This is a genomic window from Acidimicrobiia bacterium (genome assembly GCA_029210695.1).
GTDB lineage: Bacteria > Actinomycetota > Acidimicrobiia > Spongiisociales > JAHEDJ01 > JAHEDJ01.
In genome coordinates, this window is record JARGFH010000035.1 from 25,194 (window position 1) to 40,911 (window position 15,718).

The 15,718-nt window shown below is 62.7% G+C and carries 15 protein-coding genes and 1 tRNA gene; 11 read left to right on the forward strand and 5 right to left on the reverse strand.

Annotated elements, in window-relative coordinates; translation table 11 throughout:
• Nucleotides 1–112 precede the first annotated feature (112 nt).
• From P1T08_11945 to P1T08_11965, 5 genes are read left to right on the forward strand one after another with little or no spacing between them, the layout of a single operon-like run.
• Nucleotides 113–1,033 (forward strand): peptidylprolyl isomerase, encoded by a 921-nt coding sequence (locus P1T08_11945; protein ID MDF1596782.1) that lies wholly within the window; start codon nt 113–115, stop codon nt 1,031–1,033.
• Nucleotides 988–2,496: a nucleoside triphosphate pyrophosphohydrolase gene (gene mazG / locus P1T08_11950; protein ID MDF1596783.1), complete on the forward strand. Its 1,509-nt coding sequence runs from the start codon at nt 988–990 to the stop codon at nt 2,494–2,496. The genes P1T08_11945 and mazG overlap by 46 nt, the downstream gene beginning before the upstream one ends.
• A gap of 35 nt (nt 2,497–2,531) precedes the next feature.
• Nucleotides 2,532–3,800, forward strand: coding sequence for a phosphopyruvate hydratase (gene eno / locus P1T08_11955; GenBank protein MDF1596784.1), 1,269 nt, complete (start codon nt 2,532–2,534; stop codon nt 3,798–3,800).
• Nucleotides 3,797–4,189 (forward strand): septum formation initiator family protein, encoded by a 393-nt coding sequence (locus tag P1T08_11960; GenBank protein MDF1596785.1) that lies wholly within the window; start codon nt 3,797–3,799, stop codon nt 4,187–4,189. The genes eno and P1T08_11960 overlap by 4 nt, the downstream gene beginning before the upstream one ends.
• A gap of 24 nt (nt 4,190–4,213) precedes the next feature.
• Nucleotides 4,214–4,738, forward strand: a complete 525-nt coding sequence (locus P1T08_11965; GenBank protein MDF1596786.1) for a DUF501 domain-containing protein — start codon at nt 4,214–4,216, stop codon at nt 4,736–4,738.
• Between the two features lie 39 nt (nt 4,739–4,777).
• Here P1T08_11965 and P1T08_11970 read toward each other — a convergent pair whose 3' ends face one another.
• On the reverse strand, nt 4,778–5,476 hold the full coding sequence (locus P1T08_11970) for a septum formation family protein (protein MDF1596787.1): 699 nt from the start codon (nt 5,474–5,476) through the stop codon (nt 4,778–4,780).
• Nucleotides 5,477–5,582: 106 nt separating this feature from the next.
• Between P1T08_11970 and P1T08_11975 the strand changes: the two genes are divergently transcribed.
• Nucleotides 5,583–5,666, forward strand: a tRNA-Leu gene (locus P1T08_11975).
• Nucleotides 5,667–5,702: 36 nt separating this feature from the next.
• Here P1T08_11975 and P1T08_11980 read toward each other — a convergent pair.
• Both P1T08_11980 and P1T08_11985 read right to left on the reverse strand, forming a co-directional pair.
• Nucleotides 5,703–5,924, reverse strand: a complete 222-nt coding sequence (locus P1T08_11980; GenBank protein ID MDF1596788.1) for a hypothetical protein — start codon at nt 5,922–5,924, stop codon at nt 5,703–5,705.
• Between the two features lie 33 nt (nt 5,925–5,957).
• A complete protein-coding gene (locus P1T08_11985; protein ID MDF1596789.1) occupies nt 5,958–6,161 on the reverse strand; it encodes a hypothetical protein in 204 nt (67 codons plus the stop codon).
• Nucleotides 6,162–6,498: 337 nt separating this feature from the next.
• Here P1T08_11985 and P1T08_11990 point away from each other — a divergent pair, with 337 nt between their 5' ends.
• From P1T08_11990 to P1T08_12010, 5 genes are all read left to right on the forward strand, one after another.
• Nucleotides 6,499–6,918, forward strand: a complete 420-nt coding sequence (locus P1T08_11990; protein ID MDF1596790.1) for a hypothetical protein — start codon at nt 6,499–6,501, stop codon at nt 6,916–6,918.
• Nucleotides 6,919–6,951: 33 nt separating this feature from the next.
• Nucleotides 6,952–7,434: a GNAT family N-acetyltransferase gene (locus P1T08_11995; GenBank protein ID MDF1596791.1), complete on the forward strand. Its 483-nt coding sequence runs from the start codon at nt 6,952–6,954 to the stop codon at nt 7,432–7,434.
• A 191-nt stretch (nt 7,435–7,625) separates the two neighbouring features.
• Nucleotides 7,626–9,392, forward strand: a complete 1,767-nt coding sequence (gene aceK / locus P1T08_12000) for a bifunctional isocitrate dehydrogenase kinase/phosphatase (protein MDF1596792.1) — start codon at nt 7,626–7,628, stop codon at nt 9,390–9,392.
• Nucleotides 9,393–9,437: 45 nt separating this feature from the next.
• Nucleotides 9,438–9,887 (forward strand): hypothetical protein, encoded by a 450-nt coding sequence (locus P1T08_12005; GenBank protein ID MDF1596793.1) that lies wholly within the window; start codon nt 9,438–9,440, stop codon nt 9,885–9,887.
• 134 nt (nt 9,888–10,021) lie between these two features.
• On the forward strand, nt 10,022–12,778 hold the full coding sequence (locus P1T08_12010) for a GNAT family N-acetyltransferase (protein ID MDF1596794.1): 2,757 nt from the start codon (nt 10,022–10,024) through the stop codon (nt 12,776–12,778).
• A gap of 17 nt (nt 12,779–12,795) precedes the next feature.
• On the opposite strand, the gene dinB is transcribed toward P1T08_12010, so the two are convergent.
• Entirely contained in the window at nt 12,796–14,040 is a 1,245-nt protein-coding gene (gene dinB, locus P1T08_12015) for a DNA polymerase IV (protein ID MDF1596795.1), read from the reverse strand.
• A gap of 56 nt (nt 14,041–14,096) precedes the next feature.
• Complete coding sequence (locus tag P1T08_12020) at nt 14,097–15,560, reverse strand: 4-hydroxyphenylacetate 3-hydroxylase N-terminal domain-containing protein (GenBank protein ID MDF1596796.1); 1,464 nt, start codon at nt 15,558–15,560, stop codon at nt 14,097–14,099.
• Between the last annotated feature and the right edge of the window lie 158 nt (nt 15,561–15,718).

Sequence of the window (15,718 nt, forward strand, 5' to 3'; positions counted from 1 at the left end):
TCGCTCCGGCGCAGGTACCTTCCCCCCTGCGGGGGGACCGACGCGTGCGAATGCCGCCTTCTTCCGCAACGCGCCTACCATCGTCCGGACAGTTTTTTCATGAGGTGAAATCTTGAAACGCATCCTTTTGTTGGTCCTTGCGCTCGCCGTCGTGGCGTCCGCCTGTTCCGGTGGCTCGGTGGTCGCCACGGTCAACGGAGTTGAGATTCATAGCGGGGACGTGGAAGCGTTGATCGCAGGCGACCTCTCAACTGTTCCGCAGGATCTCTATGCCCAGTTGATCTACACGCTCATCGTGCACGAGGTGGTCGTCAAAGCAGCCGAGGACGAGTTCGGGGTCACCGTAGACCAGGCTCAACTCGATGAGCAGATCGCCGCACTTACTTCCCAGATCGAGCTGAGCGGCGGCACCCTCGAAGAAGCGGCCGCGCAGCAAGGGCTGAGCCTCGACGCAGTGCCGCTCATCATTCAGGAGGACCTGACCGAACAGGCGGTTGGAGATGCCCTGACGGCCTCCGAACCCGATCCATCGGAAGAGGATGTTTTGGCTGCCTACAACTCGGCCCTCCAGTCGCTGACGGAAGTGTGCGCCGGTCACATCCTGGTGGCGACGGAGGAAGAAGCCCAGGGTGCGCTGGACCGAATCGCGGCCGGTGAGGCATTCGAGGCGGTTGCCACGGAGCTGAGCACGGACACCGTCAGCGGTGAAGCCGGAGGCGATCTCGGTTGTGCTGCCGCTTCGACCTACGTCCCAGAGTTCGCCATTGCCGCCATCGAGGCGGAACTGGGTGTTCCCACCGCTCCTGTGCAATCGGAGTTCGGCTATCACGTGATCCTGGTGCGCGAGCGGACCGAAACGTCACTCGAAGAAGTGCGGGGCGACATCGTGGCGAGTCTTCGTGAAGGAGCGAAGAACACGTTGCTTTCCGACTGGATGCTGGTTGTGATCGGCGGCGCCGACGTCACCGTTGCAGAGGAGTACGGGACGTGGGAGCTCGAACCTTTCCCGACGGTCGTTCCACCGGCCCAGTAGCGCTCGATCTCGTCATCGTCGGCCTCGGGCCGGGGGATTACGCCCGTACCGACGAGCGCGTTCGCGAGTACGTCACCGATCCGGATCGTACGGTTCTGCTGCGCACGATCGATCATCCCGCGGCCGCCCAACTCGCCGAGTCTCGTCAGGTACGGACGTGTGACGATCTCTATCGAGTAGGCGAAGACTTCGAGAGCGTGTATGAAGCAATCGCCGACCGGGCCCTGGCGCTGGCCGGGGATGGTCCGGTGACCTACGCCGTTCCGGGCAGCCCCTATGTTGGCGAGTCCTCGGTGGCAATACTCAGGACCCGGGCGGCGGCGGCCGGCCTGGAGGTGGCCGTCATCGGGGCCGAATCATTCGTCGACGCCGTCATCGCAGAGGTGGGCGTCGATCCCCTCCGCGACGGATTGCGGGTAATGGACGGTCGCGATTTGCCGGATCCGCTGGTGCTGGATGCCCCGACGATCATCGGGCATGTCGATCTTCCGGTGGTGTTGGCAGACGTCGCCGCCCGTCTAGATCGTGTGCTCCCCGAAGGAACCCCGGTCAAGGTCCTGGTCGATCTTCGGTCGACAACCCAGCGGATTGTGGAGACGACCGTCGACTCCATCGACCCGGAACTGGCCGGCTACCGGACCAGCCTGTTCGTCGACGCGGAGCCCGGCGGGCTGATCGGGGCTGTGCGCACCATGCGCACGCTGCGCCGCCAATGCCCCTGGGACCGTCAGCAGACTCATCAGAGCATTGTGAAGAATCTCATCGAAGAGGCATATGAACTGGCCCATGCGCTGTCCGTGCTGCCGGTTGAGGCGCCGGGTGGCGAGCCCGATTTCGCGGCATATGCGGACGTAGAAGAGGAACTCGGCGACGTGCTGCTGCAGGTGCTCTTTCAATCAACGATGGCGTCCGAGACGGGTGCATTCGACATCGACGATGTCGCCGAGGTCTTGCGCCAGAAACTGGTTCGACGGCATCCGCACGTGTTCGGCGACGTCGAAGTCGACTCCCCGGATGAGGTGTTGGCCAACTGGGATCGGATCAAAGGCGACGAGAAGTCGGGACGAACTTCGCAACTCGATGGTGTGCCTACCGGGCTGTCCGGATTGACCAGAGCAGAGAAACTGCAGGATCGAGCCGCCAAGCTCGGATTTGACTGGGATGGCCCCGCACCGGTGTTCGACAAGGTGAGGGAAGAGCTAGCCGAACTGGCCGAGGCCCCAGACATCGAGTCCGCCGTCCACGAACTCGGCGATGTGCTGTTCGCTTCGGTGAATCTCGCTCGGCACCTCGGCGTTGAATCCGAGGTGGCGATGCGGAGAGCCGGCGACCGGTTCGAGGCGCGCTTCCGGCGGATGGAACTCGATGGCCCGCTCGAGGGCCTGACACTCGAAGAAATGAATTCCCGCTGGGAGTCTGCCAAGCGCGCAGAGATCCCGGGGGACAAGGAGGCGACATGGTAAGTTCGAACTCACAAGGAGGGTCCGTGAACACCGCAATCAGCGACATACGGGCCCGTGAAGTCCTCGACTCCAGGGGAAACCCGACCGTCGAGGCCGAGGTCCGTCTCGCTGGCGGTGGCTTCGGCCGAGCCGCGGTTCCCTCTGGGGCATCGACGGGGGCACTCGAAGCGATCGAGCTTCGGGACGGTGGAGACCGCTACGGCGGCAAGGGCGTGACGCGGGCCGTTGCGAATATCCACACCACGATTGCTCCTGCGTTGAAAGGCAAGGACGCCACTCACCAGGAAGCCATCGACCAGATCATGCTCGACCTGGACGGCACGCCGAACAAGGCGTCGCTCGGCGCCAACGCCATCCTCGCCGTCTCGCTCGGCGTCGCCAGAGCGGCGTCAGTGCAACTCGGCCTCCCGTTGTATCGCTACCTCGGTGGTCCGGCGGCTCGCCTGTTGCCGGTTCCTATGTTGAACGTGCTCAACGGGGGCGCCCACGCGGCCAACTCCGTCGACATTCAGGAGTTCATGCTGGTACCGGCCGGGGCGCCAACCTTTGCAGAGGCATTGCGGTCCGGAGTCGAGGTCTACCACTCGCTGAAGAAGGTGCTGGGAGGGCGCGGTCTTTCGACCAACGTCGGCGATGAGGGTGGTTTTGCCCCGAATCTCCCCACGAACGAAGCCGCCCTCGAGCTGCTCGCTGAGGCAGTGGAGAGTGCCGGGTACACGCTCGGAGCCGATATTGGGCTCGCGCTCGACGTTGCCGCCTCCGAACTGTTCCGTGAAGGCCGCTACCGGCTGGAAGGACGCGATCTCGATGCCGCCGAGATGGTCGAATTCCTCGCCGGATTGGTCGAATCGTTCCCCGCCCTGGTGTCCATCGAGGACGGAATGGCCGAAGCGGACTGGGACGGTTGGGCACTCATGTCCAGACGGCTGGGCGACAAGATCCAGATTGTCGGGGACGACATCTTCGTTACGAATGAGGCCATCCTCCAGCGTGGCATCGACGAGGGGGTCGCCAATGCCATCCTCATCAAAGTCAATCAGATCGGGTCTCTGTCCGAGACGCTTCACACCATGGCGACGGCCGACAGTGCAGGGTATGCGCGGATGGTCAGCCACAGGTCTGGCGAGACCGAGGACTCCTTCATCGCCCATCTGGCGGTCGCCACGAACGCCGGGCAAATCAAGACGGGTGCACCGGCCCGCGCCGAGCGCACCGCCAAGTACAACCAACTCTTGCGTATCGAGGAGGATCTCGGATCAGCTGCCCGGTATGCAGGTTGGGCTGCCTTCGGGAGAGCTGGATGACTCAACGGCGGTCCCGTTTGCTGCTTGGTATGGCCGTTGTGGTGGTGCTGGTCGCCTCCGTTCTGCTGACCAACGTCTTCCCCTACCGGAAGATCCTGGCTCAGCAGCAGCAGGTTGCCAACGCTCGCCAACAGCTCGAGGCTCTACAGACAGAGAACGATCGGCTCGAAGCCGACGCCATCGCCCTCGCCTCCGACGCTGAAGTCGAGCGGTTGGCACGGGAAAATCTCGGGTATGTGCGTCCGGGTGAACTCGCCTACGTCGTGCTCGAGCCGCCGGCTACCCAGGTGACGCAGGAGGTCGAACCTGTTGAAGTGCCAACCGAAACGGCTCCCTGGTATGAGGGTGTCTGGGATTTCCTCACCGGCAAAGATCTCGTCGGTTCTTGACCGATCGTTGCCTGGGCCGATGAAGTGATCGACGATCAGGCGGCGGCTTCCGCCCAACTCGACAGGCCGCTGCGGGCAGCCGGTGAGGTAGCGGCCCGCTGTCATTTGGCTATGCCCGTCGTTGTGAAGGTGCCGCCGCTCCTCGACGATGGGACCCCGTTTCCGACGCTGTACTGGCTCACCTGTCCGCTGGCGCGGCGCCGGATCGGGCGACTGGAATCCATCGGGGGGGTCAAGCAGATGGAACGGCTCTTCGAGTCGGATGAGGCGTTGTCTGCTGCTCTCGACCAGCGTCACGAGACCTACGCGGCCGAACGCGACCGTTTGGTACCTCCGGATGTGCCGCTTCGCCCGGAGGGGGGAGTGGCCGGGATCCGGCGCGGGGTGAAGTGTCTGCACGCTCACTATGCCGATCACGCCGCCGGTGGGGGCAATCCGATCGGGGCGTTGGTGGCGCCGTGGGTCGAACCGCTCGACTGTGCAATGGTCTGCGTGAGCGGGGAAGGCACCGACGTGGCGCGGAATCCGGCCTGGCGCGAGCCGAGGTGAACAGGGCCGCCGGCGATCTGCTTCCCAGCGACTGAGCCGTCAGCCGGCGGCGCGCGATCCGGTCAGCATCGAATCGGGCAGATAGAGGTAGCACTGCATGATGCGGTCTCCGGCCGACCAGGCGGTCGAGTCGGGGACGAAGTAGCCGATCCAGAGGTCGGAGGTCTCGTAGGACTCGCCCGTGTACATGTCGAAGACGGGCAAGCAATGCTGTACGGCGGCGTCCTCGAATTCGGTGTCGGATGGATAGGAGAGGCTCGAAACGGTGGCGAGGTGGTAAACCTCGAAGTCGTGCGGCTCGCTGCAGGCCACGCCGCGAACTTCCTCGAACACGTCCTCGCCGGGATCTAGCAAGCAGTCACCTACCGCTAGTTCGTTGGCGGCAACATCGCCCGCCTCGACGATGGCGCCGGTGTCATCCCGATCTGCCGACGAGACGGCGTTCCAGGCGCTGATCCCGCCGAAGATCAGAAGCCCGAGAGCGATCCGCACGCCGATGCTCCCCAGCCAGTTCCGCGACCGGCCCGGCTGCGTCGAAACAGGTGGCGGCGGTGGTGGAATGGTGTCGAGCGGCTGCTGGTCGGCGGCTCCCGGGTCTGGTTGCGGCTCGTTCCAGGACGGCTGCACCCAGCCGATCGGAGCCGACGCCCCCTTGATCGCTCGACCGCAGCTCGGGCACTCGTTCTGAATCTCTGGGTCGACGTCTACGCCGCATTTCGTGCAAGGTTGTGATGGCATGGGTGTCTCTTCTTACTGTTCGCCTGGTTTCCTATCGGAACGATCGAGCGTCATCTTGACCCCCGGTGTGGATGAATTGGTGGCCGCCGCGGTAGCCTCCAGGCAAGCCCGGGTGGCGAAACAGGCAGACGCGGGGGACTTAAAATCCCCTGCCCGTGAGGGCGTGTGGGTTCGAGTCCCACCCCGGGCACAAAGAAGCACCAGGCAGCGAGTCCAAACCGCCTCATCAGATTGGCGCCTGCGTTTCCGGACGATCGAGGAAGGTGTTCGGGTGGGCGCTGGCGGTCGGAGCGGCGGCCATGTTCATGATGGTCCCGACCGTCACCTGCATATCTGAAGAGACGGCGGTTCGGTGAAGGATCTCGGATTCGCCCTGGGGTTGTCCCGCAACGGTCTGGTCGAGTGATGAAGTCCGTTGAGGAATTGTTGAACCGGTGGCTGATGCCACCGGTTCAACAAGGGGAGGGAGAGGGAACGTCTGTTAGTTGATGTGGTGGTCGCCCGCCATCCAGCCCGACGCACCTTGGTGGTGGACGCCGGGATTGTGGGTCCCGCTGAAGCCGTGGTCCTGTGCGTGTTGGGATACGTGGCTCCCGAAGTTGCCATCGGGAGACGCCGAGGCTGCAACAGGAGCCAGCATTAGCGCCGCAACCGTGGCCGCAGTGACAATCAGATTCTTCTTCATGTGGTAATCCTTTCTTCTTGGTGAAGAGAAGTAAACAGGAGCGAAGTCAAGGTTGTATACGGGAACGAATAAAGCTTTGGTAAAGCGTGTGCGGATTAACCTGATCAATCCCGGGTCGGTCTGGCTCCCTTTCTGGTGCTGGAGTTCGAGTCTCCCCGGGCACAGGGGTTTCTGCATTTCGTATGGCTCGTTTGAGCACTTCTGCTGCCAGTCCGCGGCCGGGGGCTTCCCACCGGCAATAGACCTGGCCCGCTGACCAAGAGGGCAGTGACCTATTCCTCTGGCGGCATGGCCCATCCTCTGGCCTACTTGCTGGTGAGGGGACCGGAGGTTCAGCATGCGACGCATTCGATTCTTGCTTCCTGTGTTACTCGTACTTGGCGCATGTGGAAGCAGCGGCGTGGGATCTGGTGAGTCCATCGGGGATGTGGTGATGGAGGCATGGTCCGGCGGCGATCCAGCGGCTATCGAGCGTATTTACGACACCGATGTGGTGATGGTGCTTGACGGCGATATCGTTGCTGAAGACCGCCAACAGATAACCGGAATCATCGAAGGTGCAGTCGGTATTGGCAACACGTATCAGCTGATTGGTTCGGTGACCGAATACAACGCTTCGAACGGTGACCTGTTCGTCGCGACTCTCGTAGAGGTCGTCGGCGCTGGCCACACAACGGGGGACCCCACTGTCGGTTTCTATCGGGTCAGGGATGGCAAGGTCATCCGGCACGTGTTCATGGATGCCGCGGTCTACTGACCGTCACTCGATCGGATGAATACGATGAATGTCATGACTGATGCTGTTGAGCTTCGTTTGATGACACCCGGCGATTTCACTGCTGTTGTAGATCTGGCTCGGGCGCTTCCCCAGTGGTTCAACGAGGAAGGAATCCGACAGATCACGGTCGACATTGAACGTCAGCCGGGTGCTGTCGCAAGGGCGAACGGTGATGTGATTGGATTCATCACCTGGACTTCCGACGGACACAGTTCCGGTGAGATTGGGTGGATTGCTGTCGATTCCGGCCATCACCGTGAGGGCATAGGCAGGCGGCTGCTCTCATTGGCAGAGGATCGGCTCCAGGAGTTCGGGGTGATTGATTTGTTCGTGGATACGCTCGGCGACTCCGTCGACTACGAGCCGTACGACCGGACTCGTGCCTTCTACCGGGCGGTTGGGTTTCGGGACTTCAAGAGAGTGAAGACCGACAACCCCGGAATGCCGGAGTCTCTGACTCTCCATAAGACACTCACACCGTCCGAGCCGGCGTAAGACCGACGCCGGGTCCGCACAGAGCCTCGGCATCCGACCGCGCGTTCTCCCCCCATTGGAAATGGGGGGAGTGGCCGCCGACCCAGCGGGGCGGCGGTCGAGGGGGGCAATGCCTATTGCCTATTGCCTATTGCATGTTCCCCACTGGCCCTGTTCGCCCCGCCCGCCCATTGCGGCGAGAATGTGCACCGATGCAAGCTGAACAGGCGGCCACGATCGTTCACGGAGCGTTCCAGTCTTACGTCGACCAGTTCCGGGTAATCACCCGCCGGGCTCAAACGCGGTTTGAGCGGCGTGATTGGCAAGGTGCTCAGCAAGACGCGTTGGAGCGATTGTCGCTGTACCGAACCGTTCTCGATCCACTCGTCATCGAGGTTCGGGGACTCCTCAGCGACCACCTCTCCGACAAGGCCATGTGGGCCGAGATGCGGGCGACGTATTCGACGCTGATCGCCGACAGGGACGACTTCGACATCGCAGAGACCTTCTTCAACTCGGTCACCCGGCGCATCTTCGATACGGTCGGTGTTGATCCGACGATCGAGTTCGTCGACACCGACTTCGTCACCGCTCCGACCAGGACCCGGCGGCCGGTCTATCGGACGTACCAGCGGTCGTCGGATACCTCCGTGCTGATCGCTGAGATCCTCTCCGGGTTCGCTCTCACGGTCGGCTACGAGGATCTCGCCCGCGACGCCGGGCTAGTCGCCGAACGTGTCGAGCAACGGCTCCTCGAACTCGGTGCACTCTCGATCGTCGAGTTGGCCGAAGTGGTCGAGTCGCTGTTCTTCCGCGGCAAGGGCGCCTATATCGTCGGGCGTCTCTTCAGTGGTTCCCATGACCTCCCGCTCGTGATCGCTCTCCACAACGAGGACTCCGGCGTGCGGGTCGACGCCGTCCTGACCCGGCCGGCGGACCTTCGCGTCCTCTTCAGCTTCACGCGGTCCTACTTCCATGTTGACACCGAGCGCCCCTACGACCTGGTTCGCTTCCTCCGGAGCTTGATGCCGGGCAAACGCCCTGCGGAGCTGTACATCGCAACCGGCTACAACAAGCACGGCAAGACCGAGCTATACCGGGATTTGTTGCACCATCTGGAGCGCTCTGCCAGCAAGTTCGTGGCCGCCAGAGGCAAGAAGGGTCTGGTGATGATCGTATTTACGATGCCCGGCCACGACCTGGTCTTCAAAGTGATTCGCGACCGGTTTCCCCCTCAGAAACGAACAACACGTCGTCAGATCATGGACCGATACAGGCTGGTCTTTCATCACGATAGAGCCGGCCGCCTCATCGACGCTCAGGAGTTCGAGCACCTGGCTTTCGATCGAGATCGATTCTCCGATGAGCTCATCGAGGAGCTGGAAGCGGATGCCTCCGAGACCGTTCGGGTCGTAGGCGACGCGGTGGTCATATCCCACGTGTACGTGGAGCGCAGGGTCATCCCGCTCGACATCTACATTCGCGAGGCCGACCAGATGGCCGCCCACCGTGCCATCGGCGACTACGGGCAATGTATCAAAGACCTGGCGGCGGCCAACATCTTCGCCGGTGACCTGCTCCTCAAGAACTTCGGCGTGACCCGGCATGGTCGGGTCGTCTTCTACGACTACGACGAACTGACCGAGCTACTCGACTGCAACTTCCGCCGCATTCCCGAACCCGTTCATCCGGAAGATGAGCTATCGGAGCAACCGTGGTATTCGGTGGGTCCCGACGACATATTCCCAGAAGAGCTCCGGCACTTCCTCGGACTGCGATCACCACTGAAGGACACATTTGAAGATCGGCACTCCGACATCTTCGATACCCCGCTCTGGCACGGCCTACAGGACGCCATCCGGGCGGGCGAGATCGTCGAAGTGATTCCGTACAGCGACACAGACCGGCTTACCGATGACGGGAAGGTTCGGGGGGCCGTGATTGGCAGCTCCTTCGAGCACCGGCCTGATGGCTCCTGAGGAGTAGAATTCGGCCGGGACTCGAATAGAGGAAGCAGGGATTCCATGCGGGTGATGGTTGCTGCGGCAACGGTGCTGGTGGTGCTGGCCGGTGCCTGTGCATCCGACCCTGATCCGAAAGTCGCCCTGGCCGTCTCGATCGGTGATCAACTGGCCGAGCCGATGAGCGCTTCGTTGACTGATGCGGTCGGGAGTATCGACGTCTATGAACGTCTAGACGATCTGCTGGTTGGGGCGATCCTTGATCTGGCGCTGCCGGACGGCGTCGACGAACTGATCCCGGGAAGCGAGTTGCAGACGGGCCGAGATGATGAGGGACTCGCCTACGTGGCGACGGCGATCGCGGTGTTTCGAGCCGCTGAATCCGACTTCTGCATGGTGGTCGCCCTGGCCAGCGACGGACGGGTAGAGGCCCGACCGGTGGTGGCCGAGCCTGTGGGGCGTTGCGAAGGCGCGGAACTGCCGGATCTCAGGCTGACCTCCGGCAGTCGGTAGTCCGCCCGTGTTCGGGGAGCCGATGCGCTATCCAACAAAAGGGTCTCGTGACCGCTCCGCAGGTGACAGAGGTAGGCATTAGCGCCACGGCCGGCCGTGAGAGAATGCGGCTTGAGCATTAGAGGGGAAATCTGTTGTCTGCGTATCCATCAGAGTATGAGTTCGATGTCGTCCTGCGCGACGGCGAGGTAGCCCAGTTCCGGCCCATCAAACCAACCGACGGTGAGCGGATGCTCCGCATGTTCGAACGGATGGGACCCGAGTCGCGGTACTTCAGGTTCTTCCGGGTCAAACGCGAGCTGACGCCTGAGGAACTGGACTACTTCACCGACGTGGACTACAGCGACCGCATGGCCATCATCGTCTGCCAGGACGGGGAGATGGTTGGCGTTGGTCGCTACGACCGGGCCGAAGATGATCCGGCTCTCGCCGAGGTGGCGTTCGCCGTCGATGACGGCCACCAGGGACGCGGTATCGGCACCCAACTGCTTCAGTTGCTCACGGTATACGGGCGCGCCCACGGCATCACCGGGTTTCGCGCTTTCGTTTTGCCGGAAAACGTGGGGATGATGCGGGTTTTCCGCAACAGTGGTTTCGCCCTCGGACGGACGCTGGAAGAGGGGATCTACACGGTCGACTTTCCGGTCGAGCAAACTGAAGACGCCCTTGCTCGCGAACAGGTGCGCGAGCGCCGTGCCGTTGCCGCATCGGTTCTTCCGATCCTCTATCCACGTTCGGTGGCGGTGGTTGGTGCCAGCAGGTCACCAGGGAGCATTGGGAGTCGCCTGCTTCGCAACCTCGTGCACAACGGCTTCACGGGACCGGTCTACCCGGTCAACCCGTCTGCAGACGTCGTCAACTCGATCCGCGCCTATCCGTCGGTGAGTGACATCCCCGGCGATGTCGACCTGGCCATCATCGTCGTGCCCTCCCCGTACGTGCTGTCGGTTGTCGAGGACTGTGCCGAAAAGGGCGTGCGCGGTTTGGTGGTGATCTCGGCAGGTTTCTCGGAGGTCGGTGGAGAAGGCTTAGAACTCGAGCGGAAGCTGCTCGAACAAGTCCGTTCGGCCGGGATGCGCATGGTGGGCCCGAACTGCATGGGTGTGCTCAATACGAGCAGAACCGTTTCCATGAACGGCACGTTCGCCCCCGTGTATCCGCCCCGCGGCAATGTGGCCATGTCCAGCCAATCGGGTGCGCTCGGAATTGCCATTCTCGATTACGCACACAGTGCCAACATCGGTATCTCGTCATTCGTTTCGGTCGGCAACAAGGCAGACATTTCGGGCAACGACCTGCTGCTGGCCTGGGAAGAGGATCCTGCGACCGATGTCATCGTGCTCTACCTCGAGTCGTTTGGTAACCCGCGCAAGTTCGCCCGGGTCGCCAGACGGGTCGCCCGAACCAAGCCAATCGTGGCCGTGAAGTCCGGACGAACCGCCGCCGGAACCAGGGCAGCCAGCAGTCATACCGGGGCATTGGCCTCGACGGACGTCGCCGTCGACGCGTTGTTCCACCAGACGGGTGTGATTCGAACGAACACGCTCGAGGAGTTATTCGACGTGGCTCAACTGCTCGCCAACCAGCCGGTTCCGCGGGGTCGACGAGTTGGTGTCATCACGAACGCCGGCGGCCCCGGCATTCTGGCGGCCGACGCACTCGAATCGAACGGTCTGATCATGGAGGAGTTCTCAGAAGGACTGCAGAAGAAGCTCAAGTCGGTTCTCTCAGCCGAAGCCTCCGTCCGGAACCCCGTCGACATGATTGCCTCGGCCGGGCCCGAGCAGTACATCCATACGCTCAAAGCGTTGCTCGAGAGCGATGAGATCGACGCTCTGATGGCGATCTACATTCCGACCACTCCTGAAGGTGCGCCGGAGATCGCCGGGGCGGTGCGAGAGGCCCTTTCAGACTACGACGGCGAAAAGACCTTCCTGTCGGTGTTCATGCAGTCTGACGACGCCGCCCAGATGCTGGTTGCCGACGGCACGAGGATCCCCACCTACCTCTTTCCCGAGTCCGCCGCTCTGGCACTGGCCAGAGCAGTGCGCTATGGAGAGTGGCTCGAGGTCCCGGAAGGTACGATCCCCCAGTTCGCCGACATCGACACCCAGACGGCGCGCTACGTGGTCGACAAGGCGCTGAACCGCCTCGGTCCGGACGGTGGATGGCTCGAAGCCGGCGAAGTGCGCGATGTGCTTGCCGCTTTCGGTGTCGGCCTTCCGCTCGAAGCGACGGCGGACAGCGCCGAAGAGGCAGTGGAAGTCGCCAACACGATCGGTGGACCGGTGGCCGTCAAGGTGTTGTCGCCCTCTGCTCTCCACAAGTCGGACGTCGGCGGTGTCTTGCTCGATGTCGAGGGGGATGATGAGGTCAGAGAGGCCTACGAGCAGGTACGGGCGGCAGTAGATGATCCTGAAGGAGTTCTCATCCAGCAGATGGTGGCTGGTGGACATGAAGTCCTGATCGGCATGACGGAGAGTCCTTCGTTCGGGCCCCTGCTGGCCTTCGGACTCGGAGGGGTCTACGTCGAGCTGTTGAAGGATGTGGCATTCCGGGTCCTGCCGTTGAACGATCTCGAAGCGTCCACCATGGTCAAAGAGGTGAAGGGGTACCGTCTACTCGAGGGATATCGCGGAATGCCGTCTGGTGATGTGCACGCGGTAGAAGAGGCCCTGCTGCGGGTCTCCGCTCTGATCGATGCGCTTCCTGAGCTGGTCGAGATGGATCTCAATCCGGTCAAGGTGCTGGAGCCGGGGGAGGGCGTCCAGGTGGTTGATGCACGCCTCCGTGTGCAGCCGATCAAAGAAGGCTGGGCTCCCGAACTCGTCGACATACCCTCGGTGGCGAATCGGGCGCGGCAGAGGAGCGGGTCGGCGGGCTGCGTGTAGAGGTACCAGGTACCTCCTCAGTCTTTCTCGGCCAGCTCTCTGAACTCGTCGGGGACGGCTCCTGTCTCGGACAGCACCACGGATGCGTAGCCCACGGACGCCCGGCCGAAGCGCTGTCGTGCCTCGTCGACCGACCGGTCGAGCACCCAGCGAGCCGCGCCGGTTGCGGTCCCCGGGCGGCGATTATCTTCGCCTATCTCGATCGGCAGCTCGAGTTGGAGGGCGGGTTCCTCTTCGAGGTGCGATACCGAGATAGCGAGGAGGGAGATCACCTTCTCGGCAGAGTGATCCTGCAGTGCGCTTCTCACCAGATCCCCCGCGATATCCGCCAGGATCGAGGTGGCCGATACCGCGGCGGGAAGCGTGATTGACCGGGTCACCGACTTGAGGTCCGCGAAACGGATCCGGGTGGTGATCGTCCTTCCTGAGCGGTTCTTGGCGCGCAGGCGGGTGGCGACCCGATCCGCGAGGTGGCGCAGTGTCGAATCGATCAATTCGTCGGTGGCCTGGCGGCGCCCCATCGCCGATTGTGCCCCGACCGATCCTGCCCTGTGATAGGTCTCAACATCGCGAGCATCACGGTTCCAGGCCAGCGAACCGAGTTTTGCCCCTACCGCCCGTCCCACGAGGTGCTCCAAAGACTGTCCCGGCATAGCCGCCAGCTCGCCGATCGTCGTGATGCCCTTTTCTGCGAGCCGCTTCCGGGTCACCGGTCCGACACCCCAGATCAGATCGACCGGGAGCGGGTGCAGGAAGTCGAGTTCGTGCTCGGGATCGACGACCACGATTCCGTCCGGCTTGGCAACTTGTGAGGCGATCTTGGCCAGGTGCTTGGTTCTGGCGGCTCCAACGGAAATGGGGAGCCCGACTTCTGCACGGACCCGGCGGCGGATCGTTGCTCCGATGTCCCCTGGTTTCCCGAAGAGGTGCGTAGAGCCCGACACGTCTGCAAAGGCCTCATCGATCGAGATGCGTTCAATCAGCGGCGTGAAGTCGCGGATGATCTCGATGGCCTGGTCACCGAGTCGCTGGTACTCGGAGAAGTGTCCGTCCACGAACTGAAGCTGGGGACAGAGTTGGCGAGCTTGACGCCCCGGCATGCCGCCCCGGACGCCGAATGCCTTCGCCTCGTACGAGGCAGCCAGCACCACGCCTCCTCCGACCGCGATGGGCTTGCCGCGCAGGCCCGGGTTCAGGAGTTGCTCAACGGACGCGTAGAACGCATCGAGATCGGCGTGGAGGATGGTCGGGGCCTCCGTCATGATCCCAGTGTAGCGAACGTATGTTCGGCGCGAGTCGCGGATCGGTCGCCTTGTCGTTACTCATCTATTCCCGCCAGCTTCTTCGCCAGCGACTTCTTGCCGGCTATTTCGGCCTGCCGCCCGATCAGGACTCGTTGAGCTTGGGGTGAGCCGGCCCCGTGCAAGGACTCGGTGAGGTAGCCGACCGCGTTACGGCCGAGCGTCATGTTTTCGATGAGGCGCAGCACCCTCATCCTGTCTTCGGTCGAAATGTCCTCACGACCCCGGAGGTACTTCTCGAGGATCGGGCCGGCCTCCGGGTGCTCGAAGTCCTGCTGCGAGGGCATGGTCACAATCAGACCGCCGGCCAGATCCTGGGCGAGGCGCGCCAGTTCGTATGGAAAGCGGGTCACGTTGTGTTTGCAGACGTTGGCGAGCAGGGCATCGTTCTCGAAGTTGCCCGCCTCGGTTTGGAAGGACTCATGTGAGGAGGCGATACCCCCGCCGTAGATCGTCTCATTGAGATGGTTCATCTCGACGAGCTTGTCCTTGATATGCGACGCCTTCTCGACTCCGTTGTATTCGGCGGCCAGCGCGGCCGCACCGATGAGGACATCGCCGACGCCGCTCTTGCACACGTAGCTCCGCCGGTGATACGAGGTGAATCGCTCGACGAGGGTCGCCGCGAACTCATATTCGCCGTCCATGAAGACGTGCTCCCAGGGAACGAAGACGTCATCGAGAATGATCATCGCTTCCTGACCGCTGTAGAGGGCGTTGCCGGCGTCGATCTCGCCGCCGTCGAGGATTCGCGTGTCGCACGATTGGCGTCCGTAGATGTAGGTCAAGCCGGGAGCTTCGACCGGTACGGCACAGGTCACCGCATAGTCCCGGTCGGCTTCGCCGAGTCGAATGGTCGGCATCACGATGAACCAGTGGGAGTTGATTGCCCCTGTTTGATGGGCCTTGGCACCCCGGATCACGATGCCGTCGGCACGCCGTTCGGTCACGTGGAGGTAGAGGTCGGGATCGGCCTGTTCGGATGGGGCTTTGGAGCGGTCGCCTTTGGGGTCGGTCATTGCTCCGCCGATGACGAAGTTCATTCTTTGCATCTCGGCGAGCCAGGTCGTGAAGCGCCGGTGATAGTCCGTGCCGTGGGCGGCGTCGATGTCGAAAGTCACCGAGAACGTAGAGTTGATGGCGTCCATGCCCACGCAGCGCTGGAAGCAGGTGCCGGTGAGTTGCCCGAGGCGCCGTTGCATCTTGTTTTGGGCCACCACGTCGTCGACGCTTTCGGTGACGTGGAGGAACCGGTTGACCGGGGCTTCCACAATCGAGGATGTTGGTGAGGCCAGGCCCGGGTCATCGACTGCCAGGTCGTAGGTGGCCGCCAGTGCGTTGATCGATGGGCGGATGATGGGATGGTCGACTGGTTCGGTGACCTTCTCACCCATGAGGAATACCGTGAGGTGGCGTTTGCGGAGGCTCTCGACGTAGTCGTCTCCGGTGCGGATCGGTTCACCCTTTTTCCAGCCGGTCATACCCTCTCCAATCGATGGGGCCACGCTACTCCGTCAAGCCTCGCATCCGATCCCTGCGGTGGAGCTTTCACCGGAAGTGCCGGCTAGACACCCCAGGGTTGTATCTTGTCAAGCGGCGGCTTTGTCTCGTGTTGTCTGGCGGTGGGCCCAGGCGGTGT

What these genes read in the sequence shown, in the direction of transcription:
- aceK (MDF1596792.1), top strand. Translation starts at nt 7,626, where the DNA reads ATGCAAGCTGAACAGGCGGCCACGATCGTTCACGGAGCGTTCCAGTCT.
- dinB (MDF1596795.1), bottom strand. Translation starts at nt 14,040, where the DNA reads ATGACGGAGGCCCCGACCATCCTCCACGCCGATCTCGATGCGTTCTAC.
- P1T08_11960 (MDF1596785.1), top strand. Translation starts at nt 3,797, where the DNA reads ATGACTCAACGGCGGTCCCGTTTGCTGCTTGGTATGGCCGTTGTGGTG.
- P1T08_11985 (MDF1596789.1), bottom strand. Translation starts at nt 6,161, where the DNA reads ATGAAGAAGAATCTGATTGTCACTGCGGCCACGGTTGCGGCGCTAATG.
- P1T08_12005 (MDF1596793.1), top strand. Translation starts at nt 9,438, where the DNA reads ATGCGGGTGATGGTTGCTGCGGCAACGGTGCTGGTGGTGCTGGCCGGT.
- P1T08_11970 (MDF1596787.1), bottom strand. Translation starts at nt 5,476, where the DNA reads ATGCCATCACAACCTTGCACGAAATGCGGCGTAGACGTCGACCCAGAG.
- P1T08_11995 (MDF1596791.1), top strand. Translation starts at nt 6,952, where the DNA reads ATGACTGATGCTGTTGAGCTTCGTTTGATGACACCCGGCGATTTCACT.
- P1T08_11990 (MDF1596790.1), top strand. Translation starts at nt 6,499, where the DNA reads ATGCGACGCATTCGATTCTTGCTTCCTGTGTTACTCGTACTTGGCGCA.
- P1T08_12020 (MDF1596796.1), bottom strand. Translation starts at nt 15,560, where the DNA reads ATGACCGGCTGGAAAAAGGGTGAACCGATCCGCACCGGAGACGACTAC.